9 protein-coding genes and 1 pseudogene are annotated in these 13,407 nt (G+C 64.7%); 9 read left to right on the plus strand and 1 reads right to left on the minus strand.

Annotation, left to right across the window (positions count from 1 at the left end):
* Window positions 1-5 precede the first annotated feature (5 nt).
* The 6 genes and pseudogenes from WS49_RS25010 to WS49_RS35300 all read left to right on the plus strand — a co-directional run.
* On the plus strand, window positions 6-1,646 hold the full coding sequence (locus WS49_RS25010; RefSeq protein WP_059534323.1) for a urocanate hydratase: 1,641 nt from the start codon (window positions 6-8) through the stop codon (window positions 1,644-1,646).
* A 36-nt stretch (window positions 1,647-1,682) separates the two neighbouring features.
* Window positions 1,683-3,005 carry an MFS transporter gene (locus tag WS49_RS25015; RefSeq protein ID WP_059534325.1) on the plus strand — a complete coding sequence of 441 codons (1,323 nt, stop codon included), beginning with the start codon at window positions 1,683-1,685 and terminating at the stop codon, window positions 3,003-3,005.
* A gap of 17 nt (window positions 3,006-3,022) precedes the next feature.
* The gene (locus tag WS49_RS25020) at window positions 3,023-4,657 is read left to right on the plus strand and encodes an HAL/PAL/TAL family ammonia-lyase (RefSeq protein WP_059534327.1); all 1,635 of its coding nucleotides are present in this window, start codon (window positions 3,023-3,025) and stop codon (window positions 4,655-4,657) included.
* 144 nt (window positions 4,658-4,801) lie between these two features.
* Window positions 4,802-5,902: a porin gene (locus WS49_RS25025; RefSeq protein ID WP_059534328.1), complete on the plus strand. Its 1,101-nt coding sequence runs from the start codon at window positions 4,802-4,804 to the stop codon at window positions 5,900-5,902.
* A 64-nt stretch (window positions 5,903-5,966) separates the two neighbouring features.
* Window positions 5,967-7,043: a porin gene (locus tag WS49_RS25030; RefSeq protein ID WP_063888618.1), complete on the plus strand. Its 1,077-nt coding sequence runs from the start codon at window positions 5,967-5,969 to the stop codon at window positions 7,041-7,043.
* A 286-nt stretch (window positions 7,044-7,329) separates the two neighbouring features.
* A pseudogene (locus tag WS49_RS35300) lies at window positions 7,330-7,482 on the plus strand (IS256 family transposase); the annotation flags it as partial.
* 218 nt (window positions 7,483-7,700) lie between these two features.
* Here WS49_RS35300 and WS49_RS25035 read toward each other — a convergent pair.
* Window positions 7,701-8,285: a recombinase family protein gene (locus WS49_RS25035; RefSeq protein ID WP_059534331.1), complete on the minus strand. Its 585-nt coding sequence runs from the start codon at window positions 8,283-8,285 to the stop codon at window positions 7,701-7,703.
* A 504-nt stretch (window positions 8,286-8,789) separates the two neighbouring features.
* Here WS49_RS25035 and WS49_RS25040 point away from each other — a divergent pair.
* The 3 genes from WS49_RS25040 to WS49_RS35305 all read left to right on the plus strand — a co-directional run.
* Window positions 8,790-9,860 (plus strand): EAL domain-containing protein, encoded by a 1,071-nt coding sequence (locus tag WS49_RS25040; protein WP_179949291.1) that lies wholly within the window; start codon window positions 8,790-8,792, stop codon window positions 9,858-9,860.
* Window positions 9,861-9,923: 63 nt separating this feature from the next.
* The gene (locus WS49_RS25045; RefSeq protein WP_156441444.1) at window positions 9,924-10,346 is read left to right on the plus strand and encodes a hypothetical protein; all 423 of its coding nucleotides are present in this window, start codon (window positions 9,924-9,926) and stop codon (window positions 10,344-10,346) included.
* Window positions 10,347-10,507: 161 nt separating this feature from the next.
* The coding region (locus WS49_RS35305) for an ESPR-type extended signal peptide-containing protein (protein ID WP_257130211.1) at window positions 10,508-13,407 on the plus strand (2,900 nt) is incomplete at its 3' end.

Raw genomic sequence — 13,407 nt, forward strand, 5'->3', positions numbered from 1 at the left:
ACGCCATGACCCGCATCTTCGAAGTCACGTCCGGCAACACGCTGCGCTGCAAGGGCTGGCGCCAGGAAGCGCTGCTGCGCCTGCTCGAGAACGTGCTCGCCGTCGGAGAGGATCCCGAACAATTGATCGTCTACGCGGCGCTCGGCCGCGCGGCGCGCGACTGGCCGTCGCACGACGCGATCGTACGCACGCTGAAGACGATGGACGAGGACCACACGCTCGTCGTCCAGTCCGGTAAGCCCGTCGCGCTGCTGCGCACGCATGCGAGCGCGCCGCTCGTCGTGATGGCGAACTGCAACCTGATCGGCCAGTGGGCGAAAGCAGAGCACTTCTACGAACTGGAACGGCGCAACCTGATCTGCTGGGGCGGGCTCACGGCCGGCGACTGGCAGTACATCGGCTCACAGGGCGTGATCCAGGGCACCTATGAAATCTTCTCGCGAATCGCCGAACGCCATTTCGACAACGACCTGCGCGGGCGTTTCATCCTGACGGCCGGCCTCGGCGGGATGGGCGGCGCACAGCCGCTCGCGGGCCGGATGGCGAACGCGGCGACACTCGTCGTCGAGATCGACCAGACGCGCATCGACAAGCGGCTGCAGATCGGCTTCCTCGAACGGCAGGCGCGCGATCTCGACGAGGCGCTCGCGCTGATCCGCGACGCGCAGGCCCGGCGCGAACCGGTCTCGGTCGGCCTGCTCGGCAATGCGGCCGACGTGTTCCCGGCGATCCTCGCGCGCGGCGTCGTGCCCGACATCGTCACCGACCAGACGGCCGCGCACGATCTCGTGTACGGCTACGTGCCGTCCGGCTACACGCTCGACGCAGTGCGCGCGCTCCGCGAGCGCGACCGCACGAAGCTGATGGACGCGAGCCGCGCGTCGATCGTGCGACACGTCGAAGCGATGCTCGGCTTCAAGGATCGCGGCGCGATCGTGTTCGACAACGGCAACCTGATCCGTACGCATGCGAAGGACGGTGGCGTCGCCCGCGCGTTCGAGATCCCGGTGTTCACCGAAGCGTTCCTGCGCCCGCTGTTCTGCCGCGCGATCGGCCCGTTCCGCTGGATTGCGCTGTCGAACGACCCGAACGACATCCGCGTGATCGACGACTACCTGCTCGAACACTTCCCGGACAACCGGATCGTCACGAACTGGATCCGCAAGGCGCGCGAATGCGTGCCGTTCGAAGGCCTGCCGGCACGCATCGCGTGGCTCGGCCACGGCGAGCGCACGCGGCTCGCGCTCGCGGTCAACGCGATGGTGCGCGACGGTGTGCTGGCCGGGCCGGTCGCGTTCACGCGCGACCACCTCGACGCCGGCGCGATGGCGCACCCCAACATCATGACCGAGAACCTGCGCGACGGCTCCGATGCGGTGGCCGACTGGCCGCTGCTGAACGCGATGATGAGCTGTTCGTCGATGGCCGATCTCGTCGCGATCCATTCGGGCGGCGGCGGCTACAGCGGCTACATGACGAGCGCGGGCATCACCGTCGTCGCCGACGGCAGCGCGGCCGCGAAAGAGCGGCTGACACTGTCGATGAACAACGACACCGCGCTCGGCGTGATCCGCTACGCGGACGCCGGCTACGAGGAAGCGCTCGACGAAGCGCAGCGCAAGCAGATTCCGCATATCCGGCTGTAACGGCCGGCTCGCACGACGACAGGACAGGAGATCGAAGTGAAGCAAACCGCGGTTACCCTCGACACGGCCGACGCCGTGTCGCCCCGTACCTCGAGCGCCGGGCGCGCGATCGCCGCGGCGTCGATCGGCAACGCGCTGGAGTGGTACGACTTTTCCGTCTACGCGTTCTTTGCCGTGTACATCGCGCAAAACTTCTTCCATCGCGGCAACACCGGCACAGAGCTGGTCGAGGCGTTCATGGCGTTCGGGATCGGCTTCATCGCGCGGCCGCTCGGCGCACTCGCGATCGGTGTGTACGGCGATCGCGCGGGCCGCAAGGCCGCGCTGACGCTGACCATCCTCGTGATGGCGGCCGGCACCGGCATCATCGCGTTCGCGCCGCCGTTCACCGCGATCGGCATCGGCGCGCCGCTGCTGATCCTGTGCGGCCGTCTGCTGCAGGGGTTCTCGGCCGGCGGCGAAGTGGGGGGCGCCGCGGCGTTCCTGATCGAGCACGCGCCGGCGGACAGGAAGGGCCGCTACGCGTCGTGGCTGCAGGCGAGCATGGCCGCGTCGAACATCCTCGGCGCGCTGGTCGCCACCGCCGTGACGCTCACGCTGTCGCGCGAACAGATCGGCGACTGGGGCTGGCGGATTCCGTTCATCCTCGGTCTCGCGATCGCACCGGTCGGCCTGTGGCTGCGCAAGACGCTCGACGAAACGCCGCATTTCCGCGCGGAAATGGCACGCGCCGCGCACGCGCCGGCCGAGCGCAAGACGCCGCTGCTGCAGGTCGTGCGCGACTATCCGCGCGCGCTCGTGGTCGGCACCGGGTTCTCGGTGCTGTGGGCCGTGTGCGTGTATGCGCTGGTGATCTACATGCCGACGCACGTGCAGCGCGCGCTGCATTTCGACGGGCGCGATGCGTTCATCGCGTCGCTGGTCGGCAACTGCCTGATGGCCGTCACTTGCGTGTGCGCCGGAAGCTGGTCGGATCGCTTCGGGCGGCGCACGGTGCTGACGGCCGGCGCAGTGCTGATGCTCGTGTCGGTGTATCCGCTGCTGCACTGGCTCGCCGACGTGCACACGCTCGCCGCGCTGATCACGGTGCAAAGCGCGTTCTGCCTGATGGTCGCGATCTTCACGGGTGTCGCGCCCGCCGCGCTGTCGGAGCTGTTCCCGACCCGCGTGCGCGCGACCGGCATGTCGCTGTCCTACAACATCGCCACGACGATCTTCGGCGGCTTCGCACCGGCGATCCTCGCATGGCTCACGCAACGATCGGGCAACCCGTTCGCACCTGCCTGGTATGTGATGGTCGCGAGCGTCATCGCGCTCGCGTCGATCGCCGCGCTGTCTTCCACATCACGTCACGCCTGAAATCGGAGAACTGCTTCATGCAACGCTTCCTCATGCGGAGCGCGGTTGCGCTCGCGCTTTTCGCCGCCGTCCCGGCCTTCGCGGACGTCATCCTCGACGGACGGTCCGCTACGCCCGAATCGATCGCCCGCATCGCCGACGGCGAAGCCGTGTCGATCGCGCCGGCCGCCCGCCAGCGCGTGGTCGCCGCACACGACGTGCTGCTGAAGGCCGCCGCGGCCGGCCAGCAGATCTACGGGCTGACGGTCGGCGTCGGCCTCAACAAGGACCGCGAGATGGTCGACGTGCACGGCAAGCTGTCGCAGGAAGTCATCGACGCGTCGACGCGCTTCAACATCGGGCTGATCCACGCGCACTCGGGCAGCGTGGGCCCCGACATGAGCGTACGCGTGGCGCGCGCCGCGATGGCCGCCCGCCTGAACGCGATGCTCGACGGCGGCGCCGGCGTGCAGCCGGCGGTCGTCGATGCATACGCGCAGTTCCTCAATCGCGGCGTCACGCCCGCGATGCCGGCGGACGGCTCGATCGGCGAAGCCGACATCACGATCCTCAGCCACGTCGGCCTCGCGATGCTCGGCGAAGGCGATGCGTACTACCAGGGCCGCAAGATTGCGGCCGCCGACGCGCTGAAATCGGCCGGCATTGCGACGATCCGCCCGTACGGCAAGGATGCGCTCGCGATCCTCAGCTCCAATGCGTATTCGGCCGGCATGGGTGCGCTGGCGCTCACCGACATGGCGCGGCTCGCGCAGGTGTCGAAGGTCGTGTTCGCGCTGAGCCTGCAGGGGCTGAACGGCAACGTGTCGCCGTTCCGCGAGGACACGCTCGCGCTGCGACCGTTCCCGGCCACGCTGCGCTCGGGCGCCGCGCTGCGCACGCTGCTCGCGGGCAGCAGTCTGTGGAACAAGGACCCGGAACGGCCGCTGCAGGATCCGCTCAGCTTCCGCTCCGGCGTCTACCTGCTCGGCGAACAGGACCGCACCTATGACGAGGCCCGCGCGCTGCTGCAAGTGCAGCTCAATTCGAGCGACGACAACCCGGGCGTCGCGGTCGGCGTCACGCCGAAGTCGAGCCGTGCACAAGATGCGGCAGGCTATGTCGACGGCGGCGGCGCCGTGCTGCCGAGCGCGAACTTCGAGCCGCTGCCGTGGGTGCTCGCGTTCGAACAGCTCGGACTCGCGCTCGGCCACAACGCGCTTGCGTCCGCGCAACGCATCGTCAAGCTGAACGACCCGCACCTCACCGGCCTCTCGCGTTTCCTCGGCACCGAGGACACCGTGCATGCGTTCGGCGCGATGGAGAAGCCGCCGACCGCGCTCGCGATGACGGTGAAGTCGCTCGCGATGCCAGTGTCGCTCGACTACCTGCCGGTTGCCGGCGGCATCGAGGACGTCGCGACGAACGCGCCCGATGTCGTGCAGCGCGTGCAGAAGCAGATCGACGCGAGCTTCACGCTGCTCGGCCTCGAACTGATCGAGGCATCGCAGGCAATCGACCTGCGCCAGCGCAAGCAGCCGTCGTTCACGCTCGCGCCGGCCACGCAGCCGCTGTACCGCGCACTGCGTACCAAGGTCGCGTTCCTCCAGCACGATCGCCCGCTCACGCCCGACTTCCGGGCCGCCGATGCGCTGCTGCGCGCGTATCGCGATTGAGCGGGGCGGACCGTCCATCGTTTCTCCCGCCAGTTGTCCCGCCCGCGACGCGATCGACGTTCGATTGCGGCGCGGAACCCGAAAATCCGTTCGTATCGCATCACCGCTCGCCGTCTTTCAACCATCCCGCACCGGAACATCATCATGAAAAGAATCCTGTTCGCGCTGCCGCTCGCCGCGGCCGCTACCGCTCACGGGCAAAGCAGCGTCACGCTGTACGGCATCGTCGAAGACGGCGTCGACTATGTGTCGAACGTGCAGGGCAAGCATCTCGTGCAGCTCGCGTCGGGCGTGACGGCCGGCAACCGCTGGGGCGTGCGCGGCACCGAGGATCTCGGCGGCGGCCTCAGCGCGATCTTCCGGCTCGAAAGCGGCTTCGACATCAACTCCGGCCGCCTCGGCAGCGGGCTCGCGTTCTCGCGCAACGCATACGTCGGCCTGAACGACACGAAGCTCGGAACCCTCACGCTCGGCCGCCAGTGGGATTCGATCGTCGACTACGTCGAGCCGTTCACGCTGAACGGCAACATCGGCGGCTACTACTTCGCGCACCCGAACGACATGGATAACACCGACAACGGCTTCCCGATCTCGAATGCGGTCAAGTACCGCAGCCCGACGATCGGGGGCATCACGTTCGGCGGCCTCTATGCGTTCGGCGGGCAGCCCGGCCGCTTCTCCGACAACGCGACCTTCAGCGTCGGCGCGAGCTACGCGGCAGGCCCGGTCGGCTTCGGCATCGGCTATTTGCGGATCAACAACCCTGGCGTGTCGACACAGGGGTACCAGAACTATCCGGGCTTCACGAACGCGATCTATGGCAACTACCTCGACGCGGCGCGTGCGCAGAAGGTGTTCGGCGTGGGTGCGTCGTACCAGGTCGTGCAGTGGCTCAAGATGCTTGCCGACTTCACGAACACGAATTTCCAGCAGGGCAGCGCGGGGCACGACGCGACGTTCCAGAACTACGAGCTGTCGACGCTCGTCACGCCGACGCCGGCCGTGACGGTCGGCGCCGGCTACACGTACACGACGGGCCGCGACCACGCGACGAACGCGGAACCGAAGTATCACCAGTTCAACCTGAGCGTCGAATATGCGCTGTCCAAGCGCACGAGCGTCTACGTGATGGGTGCGTTCCAGAAGGCGGCCGGCGACGCGCCGGTCGCGCAGATCGCGGGCTTCAATCCGTCGAGCAACCAGAAGCAGGCCGTCGGGCGCGCAGGGATCCGTCACGTGTTCTGACGCTCCGCGCGACGGGTGCCGTCGCGCACCCGTCCTCTTTATTCCTTTGCGCAATTCAATCAGTATGCCTATTCATTCGACCCGGAATGCCGGCCGCCGCCGCCGCCGCCGGCTGCTGTCGGCCGTCGGCGCATCGCTGATCGCCTGCACGATCGCCGGCGACGCCACGGCCCAGTCGTCCGTCTCGCTGTACGGGCTGGCCGATGTGTATGTCGGCGCGCAAAAGAGCCTCGGCAAGCCGCGCGCGTATACCATGAATTCGGGCGGCTTCACGACGAGCTTCTGGGGGATCGGCGGCCGCGAGGATCTCGGCGGCGGCTACGCGCTGCAGTTCGCGCTCGAAGCATTCATGCGGCCGTCGAACGGCGGGGCCGGCCGCTTCAGCGGCGACACGTTCTTCGGGCGCAACGCGTATGTCGGCGTTGCGTCGCCGTACGGCGTGCTGCGCGCGGGGCGCAACACGACACCGTATTACATCGCGGCCGTGCGCTTCAACCCGTTCTCGACGTCGTTCAGTTTTTCGCCAGCGCTGAATCAGATGTACAAGGGCGTATCGGGGCAAGGCCTCGTCGGCGACAACGGCTGGAGCAATTCGGTGCTGTATTCGACGCCCACCGACCGTGCGCTACAGGCAAGCCTGATCTACGCGACGGGCAACGCACCCGGTCACACCGGCGCGAACCAGTGGGGCGGCAGCGTCACCTACGACTGGCAACACGCATTCAGCGCGACGCTCGCGTTCCAGCAGGCACGCTACGACCAGACACCGGGCGACCTGAACGCGTCCATCGCCGGCTTCACGCGGCAGGACGCCGTGCTGGCCGGCGTCGGCTACGACCTGAAGTTCGTGAAGATCACCGCGTTCTACCAGTACGTGCATGACGCGATCGACGGCGGCGTGCTCGGCACGCATAGCGGGCAGATTGGCGCTTCGGTTCCGCTCGGTTTCGGCACGCTGCTCGCGTCGTTCATGGCCGCGAAAAGCCATGGCCGCGACAGCCCGTCGAGAACGACCGGGGCGCTCGGCTACGACTACCGGCTGTCGAAACGGACCGACGTCTACGTCGCGTACATGCGCGACCGCGTGAGCGGCTACGGGAATGGCGATTCTGCCGGGCTCGGCCTGCGCACCGCATTCTGAGCGGACATGTCCGCTGTTGCACCACGCCGGCGCGCGCGACCCTGGCTACGCGTCGACTTCCGCGTGCAGCAGCAACACCGAGTCACGCTTCTCCGGCAGATGCCGCCGCAGGATTGCCGAGGCGCCTTGCCGCTCAGCCGGCATGTTCCGGAGTATTCATATCCTTCGCGCCGGACGACGCAACGCTTGCACGAATCAGGCGGGTTTACAGCGAGCGACGGGAATTTCTGCCGGTTCAGCGCGAACAATTCGAGCATTGGCACTCTGAGGTTTCGGCGCTATTGATCACTTCCCGAACGACGACGCGATCATCAAGCTGCTCTGGCTGCCGCTGCGCGACGTGCTGCCCGAGATAATGCGGGCTGCGTTCGACTGGAAATCAGCAGGGAACCAGTTTGCTATCCCGTTCGGTGAACGATTCACCCGGGCGCGTGGATAACGCGTTGTTCGATCGCCTTGCCTACAAGAATTCGGACAAGTTCGGCTCACCCGGCCAACTGCGTCAGGTCGTCAGACGAAATTCCGATAAGAATTGCATCGTTGCCTCCACGCATCTTGAACACTCAGTGTGAGCAGCCAAATGGTTCAAGCCGCAGAACCGTACTGATCGAGATGACACGGACAATTGTCCGAATGTTCGATCGGCGACGCTTCTGATCAAGCATCACTCGTTTCGCACGTGACACCATTGCTGGACTGTGCGACGAGGGCGCGCTTGATCGTTCGCGGATGCACATTGAAATGTGCAGCGACTTCCGCCACCGACTGTGTTTCAAGTAGAAGGCGAGCGTGGGCGCATTGATCCGACGTCATGTGTGGCTTCCGCCCCAGCTGCTTGCCACGCGCACGTGCGGCCGCCAATCCTGCGCGGGTGCGCTCGCTGATGAGGCTGCGTTCGAACTCCGCCAGCGCGCCCATCATGTGGAAGACCAGTCGTCCACCGGACGAAGCCGTATTGATCGATTCGGTTAGCGAAATGAAGTCCACCCCCCGGCGGGCCAGAAAGTTGATCAGGTCGATCAGCTTGCTCAGCGAGCGACCAAGCCGGTCGAGCCGCCAGACGACGAGCGTGTCGCCTTTCGTGACCTTCTCGAGCGCTGCGTCGAGACCCGGGCGATGGAAGTCTGCTCCGGAGATACCCTGATCGGAAAAAACGACTTCACATCCCGCGCGTGTGAGCGCGTCGATCTGAAGTCCGAGACTCTGCTCATCCGTGGAGACACGGGCATACCCGATATTCATAGCCCGACTCCTACCGCCTTATCTACTGGGCGCCGGCGTGCACGGTCCGGCTGATGTGTCGTATCCATCAAGACGCGCTCGTCGAAGATGCCGTGCGGACGGCGTATCGAGCTTCCCGCTGAGGCGCGAAGAAACGGCAAACGTGGTTGTTCAAAACTGGGATTCCTGTGTTCCTCCGCGGGGCTTGCTTCCGTGAAAGGCGCATTCAGCCACCGTCGGCATGGCGTGCCGATAGTCAAATTGCAAAGGATGGTGAATTTCCGTGTCACCGCGTAGATATTACTGGACGGAAAGGGACGTTTTTGTCCGACAAGGCTTACAGGAAAGCAACCCAGCATTGACGGGCGTTTTCATGAATCGGTAGTTTTTTTTGTAACTCTGATGCAAACGTCCGTTTGTGTCTTTCATGGCTTTCAGTCAAGGGCGAGTGCGGTGAGGCAGCGCATGAATCGGATAGCAAGCGAGGGCCTACGAAAGGTTCGGTATTGCCGGGGAGATATGGAGATGGGTGGCGCACTGTTCAAAAGGGTCGTCAATCGACCTATGTTGGTAAGTCGATTCGGGCGTACGTTTATAGAGGCCATCAACGTTGAGCTCAGTGAGCGAGCGCGAAAACTGCATGGCGGCGTTGCGCGGGGGCGAACGGCTCGCGACGAGTATCGGTCGATTTTTGGGATGGCGTTGCCGGACCCCGACGCGGATCGTTCGACGGCGGGCCTCTCGACGGAAAGCGGGCTTCTTCGATTGAGTGGACGAACAACGTCGCACTCGCAAGAAGCCCGGCTCGCCGACTTGAACGCGACGCGGGGTGGCGATGATGTCGCGCCGGCGGTCGAAGCGCGGGGCGTCAAATCGAGTGCGGGAATGGAGACGCGAGCGGATTTGGCGATGGTCGACACCGTCTTGCGTGCGATGAAGGGTGACGCGATTTCGCTGGTGATGTCGGCGGTGCACGCACCCGACGACGATCGCAAGGTGCTTTATTTCAAGTGCGTGCCGTGGTGTTGCGCATTTGAAGACGGTGAGTCGTCACCGGATGCGTATCTGTCGAGCATCGTCCGGGCAGGACTGACGGGTTGCTTCGATCGATATGTGGTAGCACGTGTGCTGGACTTGCTGGAGAGTTCGCCGCAGCTGAGCATCGGCGTGAATCTGTCGGAACGGAGCCTCGTATCGGGATTGCAGTGGGAAAGCCTGCTCGAGCGGCTCTCCTGCGCACCGGAACTTGCCGAGCGGCTGGTCGTGGAAGTGAGCGAGGGGGCACGAGTTGCGGGTGGAAGCGCGCGTGCTTTTCTCGATCGACTCAGGGTATTCGGCTGCCGTATCGCGATCGATGACTACGGGCTTGCCTATGGCGTCGACGTGGGTATGGTAATTCCCGAGCCGGACATCGTGAAGATTGCGCCGGCATTCATCGCGGCGGCCCGATGGAGCGAGTCGGCGCGGGACAGGCTTCGGCATCTCGTGCGGCTCGGCACAAGTATGGCACGTGACGTCGTGGTGCTTGGTGCGCAAGGCGCGGTTGATATGGCGCTGGTTTGTGACGTCGGGGCGAAATGGATGCAGGGCGATTGAACAGGCGAATGTTGCCAATACTGAGCTGCGGCCGCGTCCGACGTCGATTGACCTGCGAAGGGAATGCGCAACGTGGACGAGGGCAGTGCAGTGGGCGCTGATATTGACGGGTGCCTTGGAGATTCGGGAGATCCGAAATCCGATGGCAATGGAGACGACGATCTGGAATCACGGTGCTGCGAAGTACGGCGTGAGCGTTTGATGATGGACATGCGATCGTGTCTGCATGCGATTGCCGACTGCTGTGTACCTGAGTGCGATAGGGAGATCGTGAAGGCAGCTTGCGACGCAGGTATGGCTGCCGGGTTCTACGGATCGAGTTCGGCTATTGCACAAGGTTTGTACCGGAGGCTCGAAGGCGTCCGTGATGTGAGTCGCTGGCACGACGTGGTGCCGCTCGAGAAGATGGCCGGTGTCGGCTTCGACGCAGGGAAGAAGTGTCGAGCCATGGATGTACGGCATTCGGTGAAATTTATCGAGCATTAAACCTAGAAGTCGAAGTTAAGAAATAAAGAAGATCACATTGGGAGAATCTCAAGTGAAAGTAATCAAATAAAGTTAATTCGTACTACTTGAAAAATTGTAAAAGCGCTTGAGAGGCGGATTGGCGAGTCTTCTTATTGGCGCCTTATGGACATTGGCAGATCATGAATCGTACATACCGCACCATCTGGAACGAGGCCCTCGGCGCGTGGGTCGCAGCATCGGAACTCGATACCACGCGGGGCAAGAGCAAGCGCTCGGCAGCGGCCAAGTTGCTTGTTAGTGCAGCGCTTCTTGCGGGGGTACAGAATAGTTGCGCTGGCTACTACACTTTCAGCGGTGGTAGCAATGGCGGAAACTGCGGTTACTTGGCTGGTACGAGTCCTGATGGCACTCGAGCATTAGTGGCGGGAACCGGACCCATCGATGGAAGTGGCGGCTATTCGTCCGTCGCGGGCTGTAACGCGAACGGCGGAGGGGCCACCGGCTATTTGGGCGTAACCCTCTACGGCTCGTATACGACGGCCGTTGGAAACGGTGCGGTTGCATTGGGTATGAGTGCGTATTCCGCCAAATGGGGGACGGCCGTCGGTCTGGATGCGACGGCTAGCGGCACGGGCGCCAGCGCGTTTGGCTACGGGGCAAATGCCGTTGGAAATTCTTCTGTTGCGATCGGCGGAGTCAATCAAAACGGGGGGGCCGGTGGTTCGGTGTCGTATAACACCGAGGATATCGCTATCGGTGCGTTTTCGACCGCGGGCGTTTCGGCGTCGTCGATCATTCGCGATACTGCAATAGGCAGCCATGCGGCCGCGACCGGTGGAGATTCGGTTGCCGTCGGTGATTACAGTACCGCGACTGCCGTCTATTCAAGTGCATTTGGCGAAGGGGCGTTTGCATCCGGTCCGTCCTCCACTGCACTGGGCAATCAGGCGACTGCGTCTGGCAATTATGCCGTTGCGGTTGGGGGCGCCGCCACTGCGTCCAATCAACAGTCCGTCGCGCTTGGTAATCGAGCGCTTGCATCGGGTGGCTTTGCTAATGCGCTGGGTACATACAGCACGGCGTCGGGTCAGCAGTCGGTTGCAATCGGCAGTAATTCGGTTGCGTCGGGCAACTATGGCAATACGCTGGGTACTGGCGCCACGGCGTCGGGTCTGTTAGCGAATGCGATTGGTGGTAACGCCACCGGTAGTGGAGCGGGTGCTATCGCCATTGGCAGCAACGCGACGATGGGCGCCGTGTCGGCTGCCTCCGACGGTATCGCCATCGGAGGCCAGTCGTCCGTCGTTGCGGCAGCCACGTCCGGCATAGCGATTGGCCGTGGTGCGACCGCGAGCGGCGCATTCGGCATCGCGCAAGGTGATGGCGTCATCTCGGGTGCGACGGGCCAGAACGTCGCGATCGGCTCGAGCGGCACGACGGCCAACAGCAGCACGGCCGCAGGTGGCGCTGTCGCAATCGGCCGTGGCCAGACGGCGACGGGCAACGGCGCGGTCGCGATCGGCGACCCGAACTCGGCGATCGGCACAGGCGCGGTTGCGCTCGGTGCGAATGATTCGTCGAATGGACAAGGCGCGGTTGCGATCGGCAATGCCAATTCGGCAACCGGCCAGGGCTCGCTCGCATTGGGCAACAGCAGCACGGCCACTACGGCCGGCGGCACCGCGCTCGGCGATACCGCGGTCTCCAGCGCCGCCAATGCCCAGGCATTCGGCACCGGCGCGAACGCGAGCGTGGCGGGCTCGGTCGCACTCGGTTCGGGCGCCGCCACGACCGGCACCGCGAACACGGCGACCGGCGGCACGGGTTCCGTCAGCAGCACGACGATCGGCAGCCAGACGTTCGGCACCTACGCCGGCGCGAGTTCCGCCGCCGGTGTGGTCAGCGTCGGCGCGGCCGGGGCAGAGCGGCGCATTCAGAACGTCGCCGCGGGCCTGGTCAGCGCGACCAGCACGGACGCGATCAACGGCAGCCAGCTTTATGCGGTCGCCAGTACGACGACGTCGAGCATTGCCAGCCTGTCCACGTCGGCTTCGACGGGGATCAGCTCGCTGTCGACCGGCCTCAGCTCGACCAACAGCACGGTCGCTTCGCTGTCGACTTCGACGTCGACCGGCCTGTCGTCGGCGACCAGCTCGATCACATCGTTGTCGACCTCGGCGTCGACCGGCATCAACTCGCTGTCGACCGGCCTCAGCTCGACCAACAGCTCGGTTACGTCGCTGTCGACTTCCACGTCGACCGGCCTGTCGTCGGCAACCAGCTCGATCAGCTCGCTGTCCACGTCGACTTCGACGGGCATCAACTCGTTGTCCACGGGCTTGAGCTCGACCAACAGTTCGGTGGCATCGCTCTCGACTTCGACGTCGACCGGCCTCAGCTCGACCAACAGCTCGGTTACGTCGCTGTCGACTTCCACGTCGACCGGCCTGTCGTCGGCAACCAGCTCGATCAGCTCGCTGTCCACATCGACCTCGACGGGCATCAACTCGTTGTCCACGGGCTTGAGCTCGACCAACAGTTCGGTGGCATCGCTCTCGACCTCCACGTCGACCGGCCTGAGCTCGACCAATAGCTCGGTCGCTTCGCTCTCGACTTCGACGTCGACCGGCCTGTCGTCGGCGACCAGCTCGATTACGTCGTTGTCGACCTCGGCGTCGACGGGCATCAACTCGCTGTCGACCGGCCTCAGCTCGACCAACAGCTCGGTTACGTCGCTGTCGACGTCCACGTCGACGGGTCTGTCGTCGGCAACCAGCTCGATCAGCTCGCTGTCCACGTCGACTTCGACGGGTATCAACTCGTTGTCCACGGGCTTGAGCTCGACCAACAGTTCGGTGGCTTCGCTGTCGACGTCCACGTCGACGGGTCTCTCGTCGGCGAATAGCTCGATTTCGTCGCTGTCCACGTCGACTTCGACGGGCATCAGCTCGCTGTCGACTGGCCTCAGCTCGACCAACAGCACGGTGGCTTCGCTGTCGACGTCCACGTCGACCGGCCTGAGCTCGACCAATAGCTCGGTCGCTTCGCTCTCGACTTCGACGTCGACCGGCCTGTCGTG

Origin of the sequence: Burkholderia sp. RF7-non_BP4 (assembly GCF_001521935.1) — a bacterium.
Classification (GTDB): Bacteria; Pseudomonadota; Gammaproteobacteria; order Burkholderiales; family Burkholderiaceae; genus Burkholderia; species Burkholderia diffusa.

Coding starts and splice junctions, on each gene's coding strand:
- WS49_RS25010 (WP_059534323.1), top strand. CDS start 6: ATGACCCGCATCTTCGAAGTCACGTCCGGCAACACGCTGCGCTGCAAG.
- WS49_RS25020 (WP_059534327.1), top strand. CDS start 3,023: ATGCAACGCTTCCTCATGCGGAGCGCGGTTGCGCTCGCGCTTTTCGCC.
- WS49_RS25025 (WP_059534328.1), top strand. CDS start 4,802: ATGAAAAGAATCCTGTTCGCGCTGCCGCTCGCCGCGGCCGCTACCGCT.
- WS49_RS25030 (WP_063888618.1), top strand. CDS start 5,967: ATGCCTATTCATTCGACCCGGAATGCCGGCCGCCGCCGCCGCCGCCGG.
- WS49_RS25035 (WP_059534331.1), bottom strand. CDS start 8,285: ATGAATATCGGGTATGCCCGTGTCTCCACGGATGAGCAGAGTCTCGGA.
- WS49_RS25040 (WP_179949291.1), top strand. CDS start 8,790: ATGGGTGGCGCACTGTTCAAAAGGGTCGTCAATCGACCTATGTTGGTA.
- WS49_RS25045 (WP_156441444.1), top strand. CDS start 9,924: ATGCGCAACGTGGACGAGGGCAGTGCAGTGGGCGCTGATATTGACGGG.